General features: G+C 56.7%; 22 protein-coding genes and 1 tRNA gene. 17 read left to right on the top strand and 6 right to left on the bottom strand.

The features are described 5' to 3' along the window. Nucleotides 1-25: 25 nt before the first annotated feature. The 3 genes from gshB to ruvX all read left to right on the top strand — a co-directional run bounded on the left by gshB (nucleotide 26) and on the right by ruvX (nucleotide 2,088). Entirely contained in the window at nucleotides 26-976 is a 951-nt protein-coding gene (gene gshB, locus ABLV08_RS16935) for a glutathione synthase (protein ID WP_015369735.1), read from the top strand. A gap of 132 nt (nucleotides 977-1,108) precedes the next feature. Further along, nucleotides 1,109-1,672 carry a YqgE/AlgH family protein gene (locus ABLV08_RS16930; protein WP_015369734.1) on the top strand — a complete coding sequence of 188 codons (564 nt, stop codon included), beginning with the start codon at nucleotides 1,109-1,111 and terminating at the stop codon, nucleotides 1,670-1,672. Continuing rightward, on the top strand, nucleotides 1,672-2,088 hold the full coding sequence (ruvX, locus tag ABLV08_RS16925; RefSeq protein WP_015369733.1) for a Holliday junction resolvase RuvX: 417 nt from the start codon (nucleotides 1,672-1,674) through the stop codon (nucleotides 2,086-2,088). The genes ABLV08_RS16930 and ruvX overlap by 1 nt, the downstream gene beginning before the upstream one ends. Nucleotides 2,089-2,335: 247 nt before the next feature. Here the strand turns inward: ruvX and ABLV08_RS16920 are convergent, their stop codons facing one another. Both ABLV08_RS16920 and ABLV08_RS16915 read right to left on the bottom strand, forming a co-directional pair. After that, nucleotides 2,336-2,989 carry a LuxR C-terminal-related transcriptional regulator gene (locus ABLV08_RS16920; RefSeq protein WP_015369732.1) on the bottom strand — a complete coding sequence of 218 codons (654 nt, stop codon included), beginning with the start codon at nucleotides 2,987-2,989 and terminating at the stop codon, nucleotides 2,336-2,338. Between the two features lie 350 nt (nucleotides 2,990-3,339). After that, a complete protein-coding gene (locus ABLV08_RS16915) occupies nucleotides 3,340-4,320 on the bottom strand; it encodes a type IV pilus twitching motility protein PilT (RefSeq protein WP_348856065.1) in 981 nt (326 codons plus the stop codon). 16 nt (nucleotides 4,321-4,336) lie between these two features. Here ABLV08_RS16915 and ABLV08_RS16910 point away from each other — a divergent pair, with 16 nt between their 5' ends. The 8 genes from ABLV08_RS16910 (at nucleotide 4,337) to ABLV08_RS16875 (ending at nucleotide 11,111) form a co-directional block, all read left to right on the top strand. Then, entirely contained in the window at nucleotides 4,337-5,041 is a 705-nt protein-coding gene (locus ABLV08_RS16910) for a YggS family pyridoxal phosphate-dependent enzyme (RefSeq protein ID WP_045387250.1), read from the top strand. 17 nt (nucleotides 5,042-5,058) lie between these two features. After that, complete coding sequence (locus ABLV08_RS16905; RefSeq protein ID WP_015369729.1) at nucleotides 5,059-5,625, top strand: YggT family protein; 567 nt, start codon at nucleotides 5,059-5,061, stop codon at nucleotides 5,623-5,625. Beyond that, nucleotides 5,622-5,912 (top strand): DUF167 family protein YggU, encoded by a 291-nt coding sequence (yggU, locus tag ABLV08_RS16900; RefSeq protein WP_015369728.1) that lies wholly within the window; start codon nucleotides 5,622-5,624, stop codon nucleotides 5,910-5,912. Before ABLV08_RS16905 ends, yggU begins: the two co-directional genes overlap by 4 nt. 12 nt (nucleotides 5,913-5,924) lie before the next feature. Beyond that, the gene (locus tag ABLV08_RS16895; RefSeq protein WP_032715812.1) at nucleotides 5,925-6,518 is read left to right on the top strand and encodes an XTP/dITP diphosphatase; all 594 of its coding nucleotides are present in this window, start codon (nucleotides 5,925-5,927) and stop codon (nucleotides 6,516-6,518) included. Further along, on the top strand, nucleotides 6,511-7,650 hold the full coding sequence (hemW, locus tag ABLV08_RS16890) for a radical SAM family heme chaperone HemW (protein WP_032715814.1): 1,140 nt from the start codon (nucleotides 6,511-6,513) through the stop codon (nucleotides 7,648-7,650). The genes ABLV08_RS16895 and hemW overlap by 8 nt, the downstream gene beginning before the upstream one ends. Before the next feature lie 293 nt (nucleotides 7,651-7,943). Further along, nucleotides 7,944-8,990, top strand: a complete 1,047-nt coding sequence (locus tag ABLV08_RS16885) for a sugar ABC transporter substrate-binding protein (protein ID WP_015369725.1) — start codon at nucleotides 7,944-7,946, stop codon at nucleotides 8,988-8,990. 59 nt (nucleotides 8,991-9,049) lie between these two features. Beyond that, a complete protein-coding gene (locus ABLV08_RS16880; RefSeq protein ID WP_004181271.1) occupies nucleotides 9,050-9,859 on the top strand; it encodes an ATP-binding cassette domain-containing protein in 810 nt (269 codons plus the stop codon). Between the two features lie 4 nt (nucleotides 9,860-9,863). Continuing rightward, nucleotides 9,864-11,111: an ABC transporter permease gene (locus ABLV08_RS16875; protein WP_015369724.1), complete on the top strand. Its 1,248-nt coding sequence runs from the start codon at nucleotides 9,864-9,866 to the stop codon at nucleotides 11,109-11,111. Between the two features lie 46 nt (nucleotides 11,112-11,157). Here the strand turns inward: ABLV08_RS16875 and ABLV08_RS16870 are convergent, their stop codons facing one another. From ABLV08_RS16870 to trmB, 3 genes are read right to left on the bottom strand one after another with little or no spacing between them, the layout of a single operon-like run. Continuing rightward, on the bottom strand, nucleotides 11,158-11,877 hold the full coding sequence (locus tag ABLV08_RS16870) for a DUF2884 domain-containing protein (protein WP_032709145.1): 720 nt from the start codon (nucleotides 11,875-11,877) through the stop codon (nucleotides 11,158-11,160). 50 nt (nucleotides 11,878-11,927) lie between these two features. Next, nucleotides 11,928-12,254, bottom strand: coding sequence for a YggL family protein (locus tag ABLV08_RS16865; RefSeq protein WP_015369722.1), 327 nt, complete (start codon nucleotides 12,252-12,254; stop codon nucleotides 11,928-11,930). Beyond that, nucleotides 12,254-12,973 carry a tRNA (guanosine(46)-N7)-methyltransferase TrmB gene (trmB, locus tag ABLV08_RS16860; RefSeq protein ID WP_015369721.1) on the bottom strand — a complete coding sequence of 240 codons (720 nt, stop codon included), beginning with the start codon at nucleotides 12,971-12,973 and terminating at the stop codon, nucleotides 12,254-12,256. Before trmB ends, ABLV08_RS16865 begins: the two co-directional genes overlap by 1 nt. A gap of 136 nt (nucleotides 12,974-13,109) precedes the next feature. On the opposite strand from trmB, the gene mutY reads away from it, so the two are divergent. From mutY to ABLV08_RS16840, 4 genes are all read left to right on the top strand, one after another. Further along, nucleotides 13,110-14,168 carry an A/G-specific adenine glycosylase gene (mutY, locus tag ABLV08_RS16855; protein WP_348856063.1) on the top strand — a complete coding sequence of 353 codons (1,059 nt, stop codon included), beginning with the start codon at nucleotides 13,110-13,112 and terminating at the stop codon, nucleotides 14,166-14,168. A 28-nt stretch (nucleotides 14,169-14,196) separates the two neighbouring features. Further along, nucleotides 14,197-14,472: an oxidative damage protection protein gene (locus ABLV08_RS16850; RefSeq protein ID WP_004105744.1), complete on the top strand. Its 276-nt coding sequence runs from the start codon at nucleotides 14,197-14,199 to the stop codon at nucleotides 14,470-14,472. A gap of 48 nt (nucleotides 14,473-14,520) precedes the next feature. After that, nucleotides 14,521-15,603 (top strand): membrane-bound lytic murein transglycosylase MltC, encoded by a 1,083-nt coding sequence (gene mltC / locus ABLV08_RS16845; protein WP_015369719.1) that lies wholly within the window; start codon nucleotides 14,521-14,523, stop codon nucleotides 15,601-15,603. Nucleotides 15,604-15,791: 188 nt separating this feature from the next. After that, on the top strand, nucleotides 15,792-17,045 hold the full coding sequence (locus ABLV08_RS16840; RefSeq protein WP_032715818.1) for a nucleoside permease: 1,254 nt from the start codon (nucleotides 15,792-15,794) through the stop codon (nucleotides 17,043-17,045). A 308-nt stretch (nucleotides 17,046-17,353) separates the two neighbouring features. Here the strand turns inward: ABLV08_RS16840 and ABLV08_RS16835 are convergent, their stop codons facing one another. Next, nucleotides 17,354-19,492: an ornithine decarboxylase gene (locus ABLV08_RS16835; RefSeq protein WP_348856062.1), complete on the bottom strand. Its 2,139-nt coding sequence runs from the start codon at nucleotides 19,490-19,492 to the stop codon at nucleotides 17,354-17,356. 419 nt (nucleotides 19,493-19,911) lie between these two features. On the opposite strand from ABLV08_RS16835, the gene ABLV08_RS16830 reads away from it, so the two are divergent. Both ABLV08_RS16830 and ABLV08_RS16825 read left to right on the top strand, forming a co-directional pair. After that, nucleotides 19,912-20,625 (top strand): DUF554 domain-containing protein, encoded by a 714-nt coding sequence (locus tag ABLV08_RS16830; protein ID WP_348856061.1) that lies wholly within the window; start codon nucleotides 19,912-19,914, stop codon nucleotides 20,623-20,625. Nucleotides 20,626-20,730: 105 nt separating this feature from the next. Continuing rightward, nucleotides 20,731-20,806: transfer RNA gene (locus ABLV08_RS16825), tRNA-Phe, on the top strand. The last annotated feature ends 202 nt before the right edge of the window (nucleotides 20,807-21,008 follow it).

Raw genomic sequence — 21,008 nt, 5'->3', positions numbered from 1 at the left:
CACGACAGCGCTAATGGAGAAAAGAATGATCAAGCTCGGCATCGTGATGGACCCTATCGCATCCATCAACATCAAAAAAGACACCAGCTTCGCTATGTTGCTGGAAGCGCAGCGTCGCGGCTATGAACTCCATTACATGGAGATGAACGACCTGTATCTCATCAACGGCGAATCCCGCGCCCGTACGCGCACGCTGAGCGTCGAGCAGAATTACGACAAGTGGTACGCGTTCACCGGCGAACAGGACCTGCCGCTGGCGGATCTCGACGTTATCCTGATGCGTAAAGACCCGCCGTTCGATACCGAGTTTATCTACGCCACCTACATTCTCGAACGCGCGGAAGAGAAAGGTACGCTTATCGTCAACAAGCCGCAGAGCCTGCGCGACTGTAACGAGAAGCTGTTTACCGCCTGGTTCTCCGATCTAACCCCGGAAACGCTGGTCACCCGTAATAAAGCCCAGTTGAAAGCGTTTTGGGAAAAACACGGCGATATCATTCTCAAACCGCTGGACGGCATGGGCGGCGCCTCAATCTTCCGCGTGAAAGCGGGCGACCCGAACCTCGGCGTCATTTCCGAAACCCTGACTGAACTGGGTAGCCGCTACTGCATGGCGCAGAATTATCTGCCGGCCATCAAAGACGGCGACAAACGCGTGCTGGTGGTAGACGGCGAGCCGGTGCCATACTGCCTGGCGCGTATCCCGCAGGGCGGTGAAACGCGCGGCAACCTGGCTGCCGGTGGTCGTGGCGAAGCGCGTCCGCTGACCGAAAGCGACTGGGAAATCGCCCGCCGCGTTGGCCCAACGCTGAAAGCTAAAGGCCTTATCTTCGTCGGCCTGGACATCATCGGCGATCGCCTGACCGAGATTAACGTTACCAGCCCGACCTGCGTGCGCGAAATCGAAGCCGCTTTCCCGGATGTGTCGATTACCGGCATGCTGATGGATGCCATCGAAAAACGTATCAACAAATAAGCACTGGGGCGGGCAAACGCCCGCCCGCAAGGCGCCCCTCTGGCGCCAGTAAAAACAAAGTGCATCGACACGTTTCTACTTTACCCGCATACTGGGTGTTGTTTTTTTAAACCAGGAACAGAACCTCTGACAATGAATTTACAGCATCACTTTCTGATTGCCATGCCTGCGCTACAGGACCCTCTTTTCCGTCGCTCCGTCGTCTATATCTGCGAGTACAACGACGATGGCGCCATGGGCATTATCATCAATAAGCCGCTGGAAAATTTGCAGGTGGAAGGGATCCTGGAAAAATTGAAAATCGCGCCGCAACCGCGCAACCCGGATATCCGCCTGGATAAGCCGGTGATGGTCGGCGGCCCGCTGGCGGAGGATCGCGGTTTTATTCTGCACACGCCGCCGTCTGATTTTTCCTCCAGCATCCGTATCTCCGACAACACGGTGATTACCACCTCACGCGACGTGCTGGAAACTCTCGGTACCGATAAACAACCGAGCAACGTGCTGGTGGCGTTGGGCTACGCGTCGTGGGAAAAAGGGCAACTGGAACAGGAAATTCTCGATAACGCCTGGCTTACCGCACCGGCCGATCAGAATATTTTGTTTAAAACGCCGATTGCCGACCGCTGGCGCGAAGCGGCCAAACTTATCGGTATCGATATCGTGACGATGCCTGCCGACGCGGGGCATGCATAATGAGCGGTACCTTTCTGAGTTTTGATTTTGGCACTAAAAGCATTGGCGTCGCCGTTGGGCAGCGCATTACCGGCACGGCGCGTCCGCTCCCGGCGCTGAAAGCGCAGGACGGCAAACCGGACTGGAACATCATCGAAAAGCTGTTGAAAGAGTGGCAGCCGGAAGCGGTGATTGTCGGCCTGCCGCTGAACATGGACGGCACCGAACAGCCGCTAACCGCGCGCGCACGTAACTTCGCCAATAAAATTCATGGCCGCTTCGGCGTGAAAATCACCCTCCACGACGAGCGTTTAAGCACCGTCGAAGCCCGCGCAGGGCTGTTCGAACACGGAGGTTTTCGCGCGCTCAATAAAGGCAGCGTTGATTCCGCCTCTGCCGTGGTTATCCTCGAAAGCTATTTCGAACAGGGATACTAATCGGTAGCTCTGGGATGAAAGCGAAGCATAGATTCGCGTTTGCGCCGGGTGGCGGCTTCGCCTTACCCGGCCTACAAAACCCCCGCTGGAGTAACCCGTAGGCCCGCGCAAGCGTAGCGCCGCAGGGCAATCATGGCAGCGGATGCGGAGCCGCTTTTGCGCCGGGTGGCGGCTTCGCCTTACCCGGCCTACAACCCCCTCGCTGGCATAACCCGTAGGCCCGCGCAAGCGTAGCGCCGCCGGGCAATCAGTGACGCAGATGTTCATTCGCCCAGCTTACCGCCTGGGTACGGTTCTTGACGCTCAATTTGCGGAACACATTGTACAGATGAGTACGTACCGTGTTTTCGCTGATGAACAGCGCGCGGGCAATATCCATATTCGTTGCGCCGCAGCGCAGCTCGTTGAGGATCTCACATTCACGCTCGGTCAACGGTGAGTTCTCCGTCGGCGCCGTGACCTGATCCGCAGAATACAGCGCCGGGTGCATCACGCTCAATTCAGCCGTCTGCTCGCCATTTAATACGGCTTTGACGCCCTCAATTAAGCGCGATTGGTCATCGTCATGGCGGAATACGCCATATAACGCAGGCCATTGCGCCATTTCGTAAAGCTCATACTTTTGCGCGCTATTGATAATCAACAGACGCGGATTATCTGCCTGTACGCGAATAATATCTCGCCACACGCCATTCAATTTCTTATTAGAGACGGCAATATCAAACAATATTACAGAGTCTTTTGCCAGACGTTGAGTTAGCGGTTTGTTGATATTATGCAGAGTTACGTTTACGGATAGCTTCTCAGTCAACCACGTCGCAAATGCATTACTCTGAATGGACGGATGAGTAATGAAAGTCACCTGACGCGAATGCAGTAAATTCTCCGATAAATTAATCACTTGAAACTCTCCTTAGCAGTACCCCGCCATCTTAGCGGTTAAATTAACTGAAAATTAAACGTTCAATAATGTATTTATATTTTCAAATACAGTTTGGATATTGAAACATCATTTCATGAGAATCTTCCTATTCCCGTAAACAGCATAAATCGAACCCCGTAAAAGTGTCAAAAGGTAATCCCATTTTTTTCCTGGTTAAGTGGGGTAAATGTAAGCCCGCTGTCATAACATTCATTATTTCGGCTTAGGTCGTACCACTTATTTGTATTATGAAATCATTAATCAAAACATTAATTGAACACTGAATTAACAATTTAATGAATACCACCTTTGTTTCATCACGGCATGGGCTATAACTCACCTGCTAACGCACGTTGTTGAAAACTCTGCGCAAAGGTTTGCATTCCTGCCTGTTGACTGGTTTGCATCACGCCGGGTAGCTGATGCGTTTTTCCTTCGCGGATCAAATTTGCCACCGCTGGCGTGTTCACTAAAAGTTCGTATAGCGCAACCCGGCCACCGGAAGCATTTGGCAACAATTTTTGCGCCGCCACGGCGCATAAACTCCCCGCCAGCTGACTGCGAACCGGCTCTTTTTCTTCCGCCGGAAACACATCCACCAGCCGCTCGACGGCCTGCGCCGCGCTGCGGGTATGCAGCGTCGCCATCACCAGGTGCCCGGTTTCGGCCGCGGTCAGCGCCAGGCGGATGGTTTCGCTATCGCGCAGCTCGCCTAATAAGATCACGTCCGGGTCCTGACGCAGCGCCACGCGTAGCGCCGCCGCGAAGGAGGAGCAATGGCGGCCGATTTCGCGCTGCTGGATCAGGCAGTTCCTGCTGGCGTGAATAAACTCCACGGGATCCTCAAGGGTTAAAATATGACCATGGCGATGTTGATTGAGGTAGTCCACCATCGCCGCCAGGGTGGTCGACTTGCCGCTACCGGTAGCGCCGGTAACCAGGATCAAACCACTCTCTTCATTTAACAGTTCGCTAAGCGCGGCGGGCGCGCCCAAATCCCCCAACTGCGGGCATCGCTGCGGCAAAAGACGCAGCGCCAACGACAAGCCGCGCGCGTGGGCAAAAGCGCTGGCACGCAGCCGCGGCCCATCTGAAAGGGCCAGGGCAAAGTCCACCTGGCCATCAGCACGCCACTGCGCCAACTGTGGGTCGTTAAGCCAGCGAATGAGGATTTCCTCAACATCCGGCGAAGTAAACGGTGCAGGCTCAAGCTTTCCCAAACGACGCCAGCGCGGCGGATACGCGCTGCACAGGTGTAGATCGGAGACGTTATGCTTTACACTAAGGGCCACGATTTCTTCCAGCTCCATAACTGATCCTCGGAATATGAACGATATTGCGCATAACCTGGCACAGGTCCGGGATAAAATCTCAGGCGCCGCCGCCCTCTGCGGCCGCGCTTCAGAAGAAGTTACGTTGCTTGCAGTGAGTAAAACCAAACCTGCGAGCGCTATCGAAGAAGCAATGACCGCAGGACAGCGGGCATTCGGCGAAAACTACGTCCAGGAAGGGGTGGATAAAATCCGCTATTTCCAGCAGGCGGGCGCCAGCGGTCTGCAGTGGCACTTCATCGGCCCGCTGCAGTCCAACAAAAGCCGGCTGGTGGCCGAACATTTTGACTGGTGCCACACCGTCGACCGGTTGAAAATCGCCACCCGCCTGAGCGAGCAACGTCCGGCGGATTTACCGCCGCTGAACGTGCTGATTCAAATCAACATCAGCGATGAACAGAGTAAATCCGGGATCCCGCTGGCGGAGCTTGACGCTTTAGCCGCCGGTGTCGCCGCCTTACCGAACCTCCAGCTTCGCGGGTTAATGGCCATTCCGGCGCCAGAGTCAGAATATGAAAGGCAGTTTGCCGTCGCCCAACAAATGGCGGTAGCATTCGCGCAACTGAAAACGCTCTACCCTTCGGTTGATACGCTCTCTCTGGGCATGTCGGATGACATGGAAGCCGCTATCGCGGCGGGAAGCACTATGGTGCGCATCGGGACCGCAATCTTCGGCGCGCGCGACTACAGCAAAAAATAAGGAATCTGAGGAACGCCATGAAGACGTTGACCTTCCTGCTCTCAACGGTCATTGAGCTCTACACAATGGTCATGTTGTTACGCGTCTGGATGCAGTGGGCGCGCTGCGACTTTTACAATCCGTTTTCACAGTTCGTCGTGAAAGCGACCCAGCCAATCGTCGGGCCGCTGCGCCGGATTATCCCGGCAATGGGGCCGCTGGATAGCGCCTCCCTGCTGGTCGCCTTCGTGCTCTGCGTTATCAAGGCTATCGTGCTGTTTATGGTGGTCACCTTCCAGCCGATTATCTGGATTGCCGCGGTGCTGATCCTGCTGAAAACCATCGGTTCGCTGATTTTCTGGGTGCTGCTATTGATGGCGATCATGAGCTGGGTAAGCCAGGGCCGCAGCCCGGTGGAATACGTGCTGATGCAGTTGGCCGACCCGCTGCTGCGCCCGATCCGCAACCTGCTGCCATCCATGGGCGGCATCGACTTTTCGCCGATGGTGCTGGTCCTGCTGCTGTACGTGATTAACATGGGTATCGCTGAGCTGCTGCAAGCTACTGGCAATGTCCTGCTTCCGGGGCTGTGGATGGCGCTATGAGTGCCGTTGAAGTCTGCGCTGACGGGCTGGTGCTCAGGCTGTATATTCAGCCAAAGGCCAGCCGCGACAGCCTTGTTGGTCTGCATGGCGACGAGCTCAAAGTCGCCATCACCGCCCCACCCGTCGACGGCCAGGCAAATGCCCATCTGGTTAAATATCTCGCTAAACAGTTCCGCGTCGCGAAAAGCCAGGTGCTTATCGAAAAAGGCGAACTGGGCCGTCACAAACAGGTAAAAATCATTCACCCGCAGCAGATCCCGCCCGCCGTCGCGGCGCTGACTGACTAAACAGGATTGAATATGCAAAAAGTTGTACTCGCTACCGGCAACGCCGGTAAAGTTCGCGAGCTGGCCTCGCTGCTGGAAGATTTTGGGCTCGACGTCGTCGCCCAGACCGAGCTTGGCGTCGATTCCGCCGAAGAAACCGGCCTGACCTTTATCGAAAACGCGATCCTCAAAGCGCGTCACGCCGCGCAGATCACCGGCCTGCCGGCCATCGCCGACGACTCGGGTCTGGCGGTGGATGCGCTGGGCGGCGCGCCGGGCATTTACTCCGCTCGCTACTCGGGTGAAAACGCCAGCGACCAGCAGAATCTGGAAAAGCTGCTGGATGCCCTGCAGGACGTGCCCGATGAGCAACGCCAGGCCCAGTTCCACTGCGTGCTGGTGTATCTGCGCCATGCCGAAGACCCGACACCGCTGGTGTGCCACGGCAGCTGGCCGGGCGTGATTACTCGCCAGGCGGCGGGTAGCGGCGGCTTTGGCTATGACCCGATTTTCTTTGTTCCGTCCGAGGGTAAAACCGCAGCGGAACTGAGCCGTGAAGAGAAAAGCGCCATTTCCCACCGTGGGCAGGCGCTGAAACTGTTACTGGAAGCATTACGTAATGGCTAATTTGCCGCCTCTGAGTCTTTATATTCATATCCCGTGGTGCGTGCAGAAGTGCCCGTACTGCGATTTCAATTCGCATGCGTTAAAGGGCGAAGTGCCGCACGACGACTACGTCCAGCACCTGCTTGCCGATCTGCGCCACGATGCGCCATACGCACAAGGACGTGAAATTAAGACTATTTTTATCGGCGGCGGTACGCCAAGCCTACTTTCCGGCCCGGCGATGCAAACCCTGCTGGATGGCGTGCGCGCCTGCCTGCCGCTGGCGGCAGATGCGGAGATCACCATGGAAGCCAATCCGGGGACCGTGGAGGCCGATCGCTTTGTTGAGTATCAGCGTGCCGGGGTCAACCGTATCTCCATCGGCGTACAGAGCTTTAGCGAGCCCAAATTGCAGCGTCTGGGGCGTATTCACGGTCCGGAAGAGGCAAAGCGCGCGGCGCGGCTGGCGAGCGGCCTGGGGCTGCGTAGCTTTAACCTCGATTTAATGCATGGCCTGCCGGACCAGTCGCTGGAAGAAGCGCTGGATGACTTACGCCAGGCGATCGCGCTCAATCCGCCGCATCTGTCGTGGTATCAGTTGACTATTGAGCCGAACACGCTGTTTGGTTCGCGCCCGCCGGTATTACCGGATGACGATGCGCTGTGGGATATTTTCGAGCAGGGGCATCAATTGCTAAGCGCCGCAGGTTATCAGCAGTACGAGACCTCCGCTTACGCCAAACCAGGCTATCAGTGCCAGCACAATCTCAACTACTGGCGCTTTGGCGATTATCTGGGTATTGGCTGCGGCGCGCACGGCAAAGTGACCTTCCCTGATGGCCGAATTCTGCGTACGGCGAAAACCCGTCACCCGCGCGGCTACATGGAAGGCCGTTACCTGGAGCGCCAGCACGACGTGGACGCGGCGGATAAACCGTTCGAGTTCTTTATGAACCGCTTTCGCCTGCTGGAGGCCGCGCCGCGCGCGGAGTTCAGCTTGTATACCGGCCTTGATGAGCAGGTTATCCGTCCGCAAATCGATGCCGCTATCGCCGAAGGCTATCTGCTGGAAGATGCGCAAAACTGGCAAATTACCGAGCACGGTAAACTGTTTTTAAATTCGCTGCTGGAACTGTTCCTCAGCGAAGAGTAATCCCTGCGGGCGGCACGTCGTCGCCCGTATCTTTCCTCTTACATCCTCTCCCGCCACGGTCAAATAGACTGGCGTTTTTTTGTTCACTTATTTGCAGCGAATCACAAAATCCGATCGACTTTTTTCCTTTTCTTGACTCATTTTTTGCGCAGTGGTAATCCTGCTTCATCGGTTGAGCAAATGTAAAACCGACGTATCCTACATGTGAATTATTGGTAACTCTGATTAAAAAAAGTCTCTGTAACGCCGGCGTAACCCGGCGGGCTTAAGCCTATAAAAAAGAGGGTAACACAATGAATTACCGTAATATTTTTATCACACTCGCCGCACTATCCGGCACCGTCACGGCTTCAGCCTGGTCTGCAGAGTCCGCCACCGTGGCCTTTTTAATGCCCGATCAGGCCTCTACCCGCTATGAGCAGCACGACTTCCCCGGTTTTAAGGCGGAAATGAGCAAGCTTTGCGCGGAATGTAAGGTCATCTATCAGAATGCCAACGCCAACGCGTCGCTCCAGCAGCAGCAGTTTAATTCGGTTATTGCCCAGGGGGCGAAAGTGATCGTCCTGGATCCGGTTGACTCTTCCGCCGCCGCCGCGCTGGTCGAAAACGCCCAGGCGCAGGGGGTCAAGGTCATTGCCTATGACCGCCCGGTGCCAAACAAACCGGCTGATTTCTACGTCTCATTTGATAATGAGGGCATTGGTTACGCCATCGCGAAATCTCTCACCGACCATCTGAAAGCGAGCGGCGTGCCGCAGGATGCCGGCGTGCTGCAGATTAACGGTTCGCCAACCGATGCCGCCGCAGGGCTGATCCGCGACGGTATCCATCGCGGATTGAAAGAGTCCGGTTACAAAACGCTGGCCGAATTCGACACCCCGGAGTGGGCGCCGCCGAAAGCCCAGGAGTGGACCGCCGGGCAGGTTACCCGCTTTGGCGACAAAATTAAGGGCGTGGTCGCGGCAAACGACGGTACCGGCGGCGGCGCAATTGCCGCCTTTAAGGCTGCCGGGGTCCAGCCGCTGCCGCCGGTCACCGGCAATGACGCCACTATCGCCGCGCTGCAGCTGATCATCGCCGGCGACCAGTACAACACCATCTCCAAGCCATCGGAGATCGTCGCCGCGGCGGCGGCCAAAGTGGCGGTTGATTTTATTCAGGGCAAAAAACCGCAGGCCAGCACCACCCTGTACAACACCCCTTCCCAGCTATTTACCCCGGAAGTGGTGACGGCCAAAAACATCAAAGCGGAAATCTTCGATAAAAAAATCCAGACCTGGGATCAGGTGTGTAGCGGCGAGTACGCCGCCGCCTGCCAGAAGTTAGGCATCAGCAAGTAACCTTTGCCCCTGCGCCCGCCGCGGCGGGCGCGATTTCGCCATGATTGAGGTCGTTTTGTATGCCGCAACAACAACACAACTCCGCCGCCGGGCGGCCAATACTGCAACTGCGCAACGTCTCTAAACATTTTGGCGCGGTGTCCGCGCTGACGGATATCGAATTAGAAGTCCACGCCGGCGAGGTAGTTGCGCTGGTCGGCGACAACGGCGCGGGCAAATCCACGCTGGTGAAGATCCTCGCCGGCGTCCACCAGCCGACCTCCGGCACCATTGAGTTTGACGGCAACCCCGTCACCCTCGATAGCCCCGGCAAGGCGCTGGAATACGGTATTGCCACGGTGTTTCAGGATCTGGCGCTGTGTGAAAACCTTGATGTGGTGGCAAACCTGTTTCTGGGTCATGAAATTTCGCCGTTCCAGCTCGATGAAGTGGCGATGGAAGTGAAAGCCTGGACGCTGCTGCAGGAGCTGGCGGCACGTATTCCGTCGGTACGCGAACCGGTGGCATCGCTTTCCGGCGGCCAGCGGCAGACCGTCGCCATCGCCCGTTCGCTGCTGCTGAACCCTAAAATCATTATGCTCGATGAGCCCACCGCGGCGCTGGGCGTCGCGCAGACCGCGGAAGTGCTCAACCTGATTGAGCGCGTTCGCGAGCGCGGGCTTGGCGTCATTATCATCAGCCACAACATGGAAGACGTTCGCGCCGTCGCCGACCGTATCGTGGTGCTACGTCTCGGGCGCAACAAAGGGATCTTCACGCCCGATGCTTCCAATCAGGATCTGGTCGCCGCGATCACCGGCGCGACGGAAAACGCCGTTTCACGCCGGGTTGAACGTAAATCACAGCCAACAACTTCCGGAGCGATGTAATTTTATGAACAGTAAGACCGCATCCCACACCGCGCTGGATCGCAGCGATGAGCGCGTTCGTCACGACGAGGGGCTGTTTGGCGCCCTGCGCGCGCAGATAACCCGCATCAAAACCGGCGATCTCGGCACCGCGCCGGTGATAGCCGGGCTGATTGTGATTTCCCTGGTTTTCACCTTCCTCAACCCGGTCTATATCGCGCCGAATAACCTGGTGAACCTGCTGTTTGACTGCGCGACGGTCGGGTTTATCTCGCTCGGCATCGTCTGCGTGCTGATGCTTGGTGAGATAGACCTGTCGGTCGGCTCCATGAGCGGCCTGGCATCGGCTATCGTCGGCGTGCTGTGGGTGAACGCAGGATGGCCGCTGGCGGGAGCCATCGCCGTGGCGCTGGCCTGCGGCGTGGCCGTCGGGCTGGTCTACGCGCTACTGTATACCCGCGTCGGAATGCCAAGTTTCGTCGCCACTCTCGCCGGCCTGCTGGCGCTGCTGGGCATGCAGCTGTATATCCTCGGGCCGAGCGGCAGCATCAACCTGCCCTATACTTCGCCGCTGGTGCGCTTTGGCCAACTGCTGGTGATGCCCGGCTGGTTCTCACACCTGATGGCATTGCTGCCAGGACTGGCGATTATTGTCTTTGGTCTGAAAAAGCGCTCGCGGCGCCTGGCGGCCAATCTTTCCGCCGAGGGAGTCAGCTCGCTACTGGCGCGCGCGATCGCGCTGACGATTATCTTCGAGGCCGCGGTGCTTTACCTCAATCAGGGGCGCGGTATTCCGTGGATTTTCGGTCTCTTTGTCGCCTGCGTGATGATCCTCAACTACGCGCTGAAACGGACAAAATGGGGTCGCTCGATGTTCGCGGTCGGCGGCAACCGTGAAGCGGCGCGCCGTTCGGGAATTAACGTGCGGGCGATTTATGTGAGCGCTTTTGTTCTGTGTACCACGCTTGCGACCTTCGGCGGCATTCTCGCGGCGTCGCGACTGGCTTCCGCCAGCCAGCAGGCCGGCACCGGCGACGTCAACCTCAACGCCATCGCCGCGGCGGTGATCGGCGGCACCAGCCTGTTCGGCGGACGCGGCAGCGCCTGGTCCGCGCTATTGGGGATCATCGTGATTCAGTCGATTTCAAATGGGCTGACGCTGTTGAACCTGCCGTCTTCGCTGCGCTATATCATTACCGGCGCGGTACTGGCGATTGCGGTAATCATTGATTCTCTGGCTCGCCGTTCACGCGTGTCGCACGGCCGCGCCTGAGTGGATAAGTGCGCGGCCCAAAGAAATGCGGGCCGCGAAATCTTGCTTACTTTAACGAACCAACCAGCGCTTTGCGGCTCTCTTCCAGCGAGACCACCCGGCTGCAAACATCTTTGCCGAACTGCTGGAAATCCGCTTCCTGGTTTTTCCACTCATCCTGGATTGCGGTTTGCAGGCCGCCAAGACTGCCGAGAATGCCCTGCAGCGGATTGCCGCCGCCTTTAAGCACCGCTTTGGCGCCCATCTCGTTAATGCTGTCCTGCAGAATGCCGCCCATCGCCTGATTCACCAGTTGTTGGCCATCGGCGCGAACCTGGTCGATGGCTTTATAGTGGAAAGTCAGGCCATCGCTGCGACGTTCGATAATGCGGTTCATCTGTTCTTTCAGCTGCGCGTCCAGCTTGGTCAGGCGGCTATGCATACTGCTGCTGGCGCCGACCTGTTCGGTGATGATTTTATCCAGCGCCTTGCGGCCCTTTTCGACCCGCGAACGCGCGCCATCATCAATCCACGGCAGACTGCTGCGCAGACCGGCCTGATAATCTTGCGCCTGTTCGCGCTGGGCCGCGCTAAGGGCATAGGCTTTACCGTTAAAGGTCAGATTACCGTCCGGCTTAATCACCAGATCGCCGTTTTCACCCTTCACCTGCACCTGCTGCGGGCTGAGGATCACATCGTCACGCGGCGTGACGCTACACTGGTAGTCCGCGTGGGCAGACAAAGCGGTGACGGAAAGCGCCACCGCCAGCAGCGTTTTGCGCATCATTTTACTCCCTTAAGACAAATCGGGCCGGCAATTGCCGACCCTTGTCAAACTTAGTCCCACCAGACGTCAAAAAGTTCGCTGGTGCGCACATCCGCTAATTTACGATCTTCCAGCCACTTACGAACGATGGCCTGATGCTCTTCGGTACATTTACCGATTTCCTGCATGCAGATGAGCCCTTCCCACGAGAGATAGCCGCTGCCGTCAAAGGCCAGTTTATTCGGCTCAATGACCTCTTCGATCAGATCGTTGACCGTCTGGTCGATCTGCTCTTCGCTGGTCCCTTCCGGGAAACGCCAGGCTACGGAGAAACCTAACTCCTGAAACTCGTCGATATGCATTTTTTTACGCAGACGACGGCTACGATTCTTGGCCATTATTTCACCCTCTCGAACATTAAGTCCCATACGCCGTGGCCAAGACGATGGCCACGTTGTTCAAATTTGGTTACCGGGCGCGATTCCGGGCGCGGTACGTAATCGTTACTTTCCGACCGGTTACGATAGCCTTCCAGCGAAGACATCACTTCCAGCATATGCTCGGCATAGGCTTCCCAGTCGGTCGCCATATGGAAGACGCCGCCCAGCTTCAGTTTGCTTTTTACCAGCTCGGCGAAAGGCGGCTGCACGATACGACGTTTATTATGACGCGCTTTATGCCACGGGTCAGGGAAAAACAGCTGCACCATATTCAGCGAGTTATCCGGGATCATAGTGTGCAGCACTTCGACCGCATCGTGACACATTACGCGCAGATTTTGTACGCCTTCTTCTTCCGCGGAAGCCAGGCATGCGCCGACGCCCGGCGAGTGCACTTCAATACCGAGGAAGTTTTGCTCCGGTTTAGCTTTCGCCATCGCCACCAGCGAAGCGCCCATGCCGAAACCAATTTCTAAGGTGACCGGCGCTTCGCGGCCAAACAGGGCGGCGAAATCGAGCGGCGCATCGTTGAATTCAACGCCCATCACCGGCCAAATGTTATCCAGCGCATGCTGCTGCCCTTTCGTCAGGCGGCCCTGGCGACGGACGAAGCTACGAATACGGCGCAGCGGGCGACCGTTTTCATCGAATTCCGGAGAAATGACGTCGTTTTTCATAAAAGTTAAGTCTGCTTGTGAATGTGTTCGGAAAACGGGCATTATCCAAAGTTACCCGGCGGATGCAAGGGTTTACAGCCACTCGCCCTTGTGCTGCAATCTGCCACCCTGTAATCGCGATTCCGGAGCCGTAGCTTTGACTTTTCTCGCCGCGCAATTTTCAGCCCAGGTCCTGGACTGGTACGACAAATACGGCCGTAAAACCCTGCCCTGGCAAATCGCCAAGACGCCCTACAAAGTATGGCTCTCCGAAGTGATGTTGCAACAAACCCAGGTCACCACGGTTATTCCCTATTTTGAACGCTTTATGGCGCGTTTCCCAACGGTTGTTGATTTAGCCAACGCGCCGCTGGATGAAGTGCTGCATCTGTGGACCGGCCTTGGCTACTACGCGCGGGCGCGCAACTTACATAAAGCCGCGCAGCAGGTCGCCACGCAACACGGCGGTGAGTTCCCGCAAACCTTTGAAGAGGTGGCCGCGCTTCCCGGCGTCGGGCGCTCGACGGCGGGGGCGATTTTATCCCTTTCGCTCGGTCAGCATTATCCGATTCTCGACGGCAACGTGAAGCGGGTACTCGCCCGCTGCTATGCTGTGAGCGGCTGGCCGGGGAAAAAAGAGGTGGAAAAACGGCTGTGGGAAATAAGCGAAGAGGTGACGCCGGCGCAGGGCGTAGAGCGCTTCAACCAGGCGATGATGGATCTCGGCGCCATGGTTTGCACCCGCTCGAAGCCGAAGTGCGAACTGTGCCCGCTGAGTAACGGCTGCGTGGCCTACGCTAACCATTCATGGGCGGAATATCCGGGGAAAAAACCGAAGCAGACCATCCCGGAACGCACCGGCTACTTCCTGCTGATGCAGCACGGCGACGAGGTATTTCTTTCCCAACGTCCGCCGGTGGGTTTATGGGGCGGGTTGTTCTGTTTTCCGCAGTTTGAGGATGAAGCCGGGCTGCGTGAGTGGCTGGCGCAACGTCAGATAAAGGCCGATAATCTGACGCAATTAACCGCCTTCCGCCACACTTTCAGCCATTTCCACCTGGATATTGTGCCGATGTGGCTTACAGTGCACTCATCTGGCGCATGCATGGATGAAGGTAACGCACTCTGGTATAACTTAGCGCAGCCGCCATCGATCGGACTGGCGGCCCCCGTGGAGCGCTTGTTGCAACAGTTGAAAGCCGGAACGCCGGTCTAGTTTTTTCGGCTATAAAAGAGGATTGATTATGAGCAGAACGATTTTTTGTACTTTCCTGCAGCGTGAAGCGGACGGCCAGGATTTCCAGCTCTATCCGGGCGAGCTCGGTAAGCGCATTTACAACGAAATTTCCAAAGAGGCCTGGGCGCAGTGGCAGCATAAGCAGACTATGCTGATCAACGAGAAAAAACTCAGCATGATGAACCCGGAGCACCGCAAGCTGCTGGAACAGGAGATGGTGCAGTTCCTGTTTGAAGGGAAAGACGTTCACATCGAAGGCTACACGCCGCCGGAAAAACAGTAAGGGCCTCACGGCCTTTACCAAACAAACACAACACGCACTCCCGGAATGATGAAAAAATACTTAGCGCTCGCGCTGATTGCGCCACTGCTCGTGTCCTGTTCCAGTTCCAATAAAAAAGGCGCCGAATATAACGAGGCCTGGGTCAAGGACACTAACGGATTCGATATCCTGATGGGCCAGTTTGCCCATAACATCGAGAACATTTGGGGGTATAACGAAGTTCTGCTCGCCGGGCCGAAGGACTACGTAAAATATACCGATCAATATCAAACCCGCAGCCACATCAACTTTGATGCCGGTACGATTACCGTCGAGACCATCGCCGGAACCGATCCGCAAGGACGGTTACGCCAGGCGATTATCAAAACTCTGTTGATGGGCGATGACCCCAACTCTATCGACCTCTATTCCGATGTCGATGATATTCAGATTTCCAAAGAACCGTTCCTCTACGGCCAGGTCGTCGATAACACCGGCGAATCCATCCGCTGGGAGTGGCGCGCCGCGCGCTATGCCGATTATCTGCTGCAAACCCGTCTGAAGAGCCGCAGCAATGGCCTGCGCGTGGTCTATAGCATCACTATCAACCTGGTGCCTAACCACCTCGATAAACGTGCGCATAAATATCTCGGCATGGTGCGCCAGGCCTCGCGTAAATATGGCGTTGATGAGTCGCTGATCCTTGCGATTATGCAAACAGAATCATCGTTTAACCCCTATGCGGTGAGCCACGCGGATGCCATGGGGCTGATGCAGGTCGTACAGCATAGCGCGGGGAAAGACGTCTTCCGCTCGCAGGGCAAATCCGGCCTGCCGAGCCGCAGCTATCTGTTTGACCCGGCGAATAACATCGATACCGGTACCGCCTATCTGGCGATGCTGAACAACGTTTATCTCGCCGGCATCGATAACCCCACCTCGCGTCGCTACGCGGTGATCACCGCCTATAACGGCGGCGCCGGCAGCGTACTGCGCGTCTTCTCCAGCGATAAAGTCCAGGCGGCGAACATCATTAACAGCATGGCGCCAGGCGACGTCTACCAGACGCTCACCACCCGCCATCCGTCTGCCGAATCGCGCCGTTATCTGTATAAAGTGAATACCGCGCAGAAAAGCTACCGCCGTAAGTAACGCTTCTTTCACCCAGGCCCGGACATCTCGCCGGGCCTCTCTTTTTTACGACATACTTCGTAATATCTTTCGATTTTCTGCGGCAGTTAACAGAAGCCTTCAACCGGTGAATGATAGAATCGCATCAAAATAACGGTGGTTATGTTATTTAAAAAACATCACCAGCCCACATTCGTGAGGATAAATACATGAATCTTAAGCTGCAGTTAAAAATACTGTCGTTCCTGCAGTTCTGCCTTTGGGGGAGTTGGCTAACCACGCTCGGCTCGTACATGTTCGTCACCCTGAAGTTTGACGGCGCGGCCATCGGCGCGGTGTATAGCTCGCTCGGTATCGCCGCCGTTCTGATGCCAACGCTGCTCGGGATCGTCGCCGATAAATGGATCAGCGCCAAATGGGTGTATGCCATCTGCCACCTGGTCGGCGCGTTAACGCTGTACCTCGCGGCACAGGTCACTACGCCAGGCGAGATGTTCCTCGTGATCTTGCTTAACTCGCTGGCCTATATGCCGACGCTTGGCTTGATCAACACCATCTCCTACTACCGCCTGCAGTCGGCGGGGCTGGATATCGTGACCGATTTCCCGCCAATTCGTATCTGGGGCACCATCGGCTTTATCCTCGCCATGTGGGGCGTCAGCTTCTCGGGCTTCGAGCTTAGCCATATGCAGCTTTATATCGGCGCGACGCTGTCGGTCTTGCTGGCGCTGTTCACCCTGACGCTGCCGCATATTCCGGTCGCCAACGCCCAGCGCAACCAGAGCTGGACCGAGATGCTCGGCCTGAACGCCTTTGCGCTGTTTAAAAACAAGCGTATGGCAATCTTCTTTATCTTCTCTATGATGCTCGGCGCCGAACTGCAGATCACCAATATGTTTGGCAACACTTTCCTGCACAGCTTCGATAAAGACCCGCTGTTCTCCGGCAGCTTTATCGTCGAGCACGCGTCGGTATTGATGTCGATTTCGCAGATCTCCGAAACGCTGTTTATCCTGACCATCCCGTTCTTCCTTAGCCGCTACGGCATTAAGAACGTGATGCTGATTAGTATCGTGGCGTGGATGCTGCGCTTCGGCCTGTTCGCCTTCGGCGACCCGACGCCGTTCGGTACCGTGCTGCTGGTACTGTCGATGATCGTCTACGGCTGCGCCTTCGATTTCTTCAACATCTCCGGTTCAGTGTTCGTTGAGAAAGAGGTGCGTCCGGAAATCCGCGCCAGCGCCCAGGGAATGTTCCTGATGATGACCAACGGCTTCGGCTGTATCCTTGGTGGGATGGTGAGCGGCAAAGTTGTCGAGCACTTTACCATTGAGGGGATCACTAACTGGCAAAGCGTGTGGCTGATTTTCGCCGCCTACTCGCTGGTGCTGGCCGTCGCTTTCGTGGCGCTGTTCAAGTATCAACACGTCAGACAGCCTACCGCCGCGCGCCAGAACGCCTGATCGTCATTGCCCGGTGACGGCTGACGCCTTACCGGGCCTACAGAACTTGTAGATACTGTTATCGATTTGCAACGGTTTTGTCGCACAGGGGTTTTCCCGGAGGCGGCGCGTTGCGCCTTCTCCGGGCTACCAAACCGCACAGCGCTGTAGCCCCGGTAAGCGGCAGGGCCACCGGGGTTTTGAGGCCATTGCTACCGGCAGTTTCAGCCAGCACGATGATTAAATTAAAGGCAGGCCGCACGGACCGTAGGCCGGATAAGGCGCCAGCCGCCATCCGGCAAAATACGCGCACAATGCCTGGTCCCGGTTTACGCTTTCAACACATACCCATACAACCGCTTAATACCATCGGCATCCGTTTCGCTATAAACCCCCTGCAGCTCCGGCGAAAAGCCCGGCAGCATATTGACCCCCTCTTCCAGCGCGAGGAAGTAGCGCAGCACCGCGCCGCCCCAGAGTTCGCCCGGCACCACGCACAGCACGCCCGGCGGATACGGTAGCGCCCCTTCCGCCGCGATGCGGCCTTCAGCCTCGCTCAGGCGCACCAGCTCAACGTTACCGCTGATAAATTCACGGTTGGCGTCCTGCGGGTTCATCACCACCGGCGGGAAACTCTGCTTGCGGAACATCGCCTTTTGCAGGTCTTTAACATCAAAACTGACGTACAGATCGTGCATTTCCTGACACAGCTGGCGAATGGTGTAATCGCGGTAGCGAACCGGGTATTTGTTGTAAATAGTCGGCAGTACCTCGGCGAGCGGCGAATCCGCTTCGATATGCTGTTCGAACTGGGCCAGCATCGCCACCAGTCGCGCCAGTTTTTCCGCGCTTTCCGCCGGCGTCAGCAGGAACAAAATCGAGTTGAGATCGCACTTCTCCGGCACAATGCCGTTTTCGCGCAGGTAGTGCGCCAGGATGGTCGCCGGGATGCCAAACTCGGTATAGTCGCCGCTATCGGCATCGATGCCCGGCGTGGTCAGCAGCAGCTTACACGGATCGACAAAGTATTGATTGTCAGCATAACCGCTAAAGCCGTGCCAGCTCGCGCCCGGCTCGAAGCTAAAGAAGCGACGTTCGCTGGCGATAGTCGCTGTCGAATACTCCTGCCACGGTTTCCCGCCAACCAGCGGCGGCACAAATGGCCGCAATAATTTACACTGCGCTAGTATCGCTTTACGTGCTTCGATACCCAGCTCCACGCACTCCGCCCACAGCCGCCGACCGCTCTCTCCTTCATGGATTTTGGCATTCACATCGAGCGAGGCGAACAGCGGATAAAACGGACTGGTGGAAGCATGCAACATAAAGGCGTTATTCAGCCGCTTATGCGGGCAGAAACGCGCCTGGCCGCGCAGATGGTTATCCTTCTTGTGAATTTGCGAGGTCTGCGAAAAACCGGCCTGTTGCTTATGCACCGATTGCGTCACAAAAATGCCCGGATCGTTTTCATTGAGATCCAACAGCAGCGGCGAGCAGTCAGCCATCATCGGGATAAACTGCTCGTAACCGACCCACGCCGAGTCAAACAGGATGTAATCGCAGAGATGGCCGATTTTATCGACCACCTGGCGCGCGTTATACACCGTGCCGTCATAGGTGCCCAGTTGGATCACCGCCAGGCGGAACGGGCGCGCCGCGTCGGCTTTTTCCGGCGCCGCTTCGCGGATCAGCTCGCGCAGGTAGGTTTCATCAAAGCAGTGGTCGTCGATGCCGCCGATAAAGCCGAACGGGTTGCGCGCGGCTTCCAGATAGACCGGCGTCGCCCCGGCCTGGATCAGCGCGCCATGGTGGTTTGATTTATGATTGTTGCGATCGAACAGTACCAGATCGCCGCGGGTCAGCAGCGCATTGGTCACGACCTTGTTCGCCGCGGAAGTGCCGTTAAGCACGAAGTAGGTTTTATCGGCATTGAAGACTTTTGCCGCAAATTTCTGCGCGTGCTTAGCCGAACCTTCATGGATCAGCAGATCGCCGAGCTTGACGTCGGCGTTGCACATGTCAGCGCGAAAAACGTTCTCGCCGAAAAACTCGTAGAACTGGCGGCCCGCGGGATGTTTTTTAAAGAACGCGCCATGCTGATGGCCGGGACAGGCGAAAGTGCTGTTGTCCATCTCAACGTACTGGCTAAGCGTATTGAAAAATGGCGGCAGCAGTTTCTCTTCATAGCCGCAGGCGGCCGCTTCCAGCTCCAGCCACTCCTGCTCTTTGCCGCTAATCACCGCGACGACTCCTTCCGGTTTATCCGTTTGCGTTTCGCTAAATAGATAGACCGGCAGATTGAATCCGCTGCGCTTGAGCAGGGCCAGGATACCGCTGCGGCTATCCGCCGCGGTGATGACGACCGCTGCCGCATCGGTAAAATCAGTGCTGTCCAGCGCCACAACCTGACGATGGGTGGACAGACGGGAGACCAGCTCGCAGCTGGCGGCAATGTGCATAGATTTCATAAGCGCAAATGCCCGTATCGGGAGTGTAAAAATCTCAGGCAAAGGTGGAGCCTTGCCCAACGAGGTGTCCGGGTCTGACGGAATTCAGCTCCGACCGCCGGACATCAGTAAAAGCAGACGCGTCCGATCTTACTGTTGTCCTACAGTGAGCATACGTGGCCTTCACCGCATGGTGAACAGGGAGAGTAAGGAACGAGGCAAACCGCGCAGCAATGCGCAGCGGCAACGGCGATGTAATGGCGATGTCGTCATCCCGGCGGCCTCAGGGTAAAGAGGTGAAAATCCGCGCAATCATGGCACCTTTCCGAAAGTGGCGCAAGATGAAATCCATATGCATTATCCCCACGTATCCGCAAGCCTTAGCGGCGAAACAACGTCATAATGATGCGGACATCAGGAATAATTAACAGGAGTTTACTTTGGTTATAGGGCCATTTATTAACGCCAGCGCGGTGCTTGTCGGCGGCGTACTGGGCGCGCTGCTGAGCCAACGATTGCCTGAACGGATCCGCACCTCGATGACCTCGATTTTTGGGCTGGCATCACTGGGGATTGGTATTTTACTGGTCATCAAGAGCGCCAACCTGCCGGTGATGGTGCTGGCGACGCTGGTCGGCGCGCTACTCGGCGAAGTGTGTAATATGGAGAAAGGCATCAATACCCTGGTAAGCAAACTCCAGCAGCTATTGTCGCCAAAGGGCAGGAAAAAGGCCTCGGCCCACGAGTCTTATATTCAGAGCTACGTGGCGATCATCGTACTGTTTTGCGCCAGCGGTACCGGCGTTTTTGGCGCCATGCGCGAAGGAATGACCGGCGACGCCAGCATCCTTATCGCCAAAGCGTTTCTCGACTTTTTCACCGCTACTATTTTCGCCTGCACGCTGGGGCTGGCGGTGTCGGCAATCTGTGTGCCGATGCTGCTGATTCAGTTGAGTCTGGCGGCTTGCGCCTCGCTTATCATGCCGCTGACCACGCCAATGATGATGGCCGACTTCAGCGCCGTCGGCGGTATGCTGCTGGTGGCGACCGGCCTGCGTATCTGCGGGATTAAGATGTTCGCAGTGGTCAATATGCTCCCCGCCCTGCTGCTGGCAATGCCGATTTCGGTCGCGTGGACGGCCTTTTTTGCCTGACGACGCGTGCTTTTACGGCAAAGTGGTGATAGATTGTGCAGTCTGCTGCGAAATTTATAAATTTCGTTGACGAGGCGCGGTGAATCAGGTTTAATGCGCCCCGTTGCCCGGATAGCTCAGTCGGTAGAGCAGGGGATTGAAAATCCCCGTGTCCTTGGTTCGATTCCGAGTCCGGGCACCACTATTTAAAGAACCCGCCCCAAAGGCGGGTTTTTGCTTTTCTGCGGGCCGGACTCTCCATCGAACTGCGTTCGATTATTCGCCGCAACGCGGCTCACCCCTTCGGGGCCAGCGCGACAAGCGCGCTGTTCAACGCCTGCGGCGTTAGTCCGAGTCCGGGCACCACTATTTAAAGAACCCGCCCCAAAGGCGGGTTTTTGCTT

Origin of the sequence: Klebsiella sp. CN_Kp088, assembly GCF_040064335.1 — a bacterium.
GTDB lineage: Bacteria > Pseudomonadota > Gammaproteobacteria > Enterobacterales > Enterobacteriaceae > Klebsiella > Klebsiella aerogenes.
The sequence above is the reverse complement of the archived record's forward strand: the minus strand, read 5'-3'. Positions and strand labels throughout refer to the sequence as shown.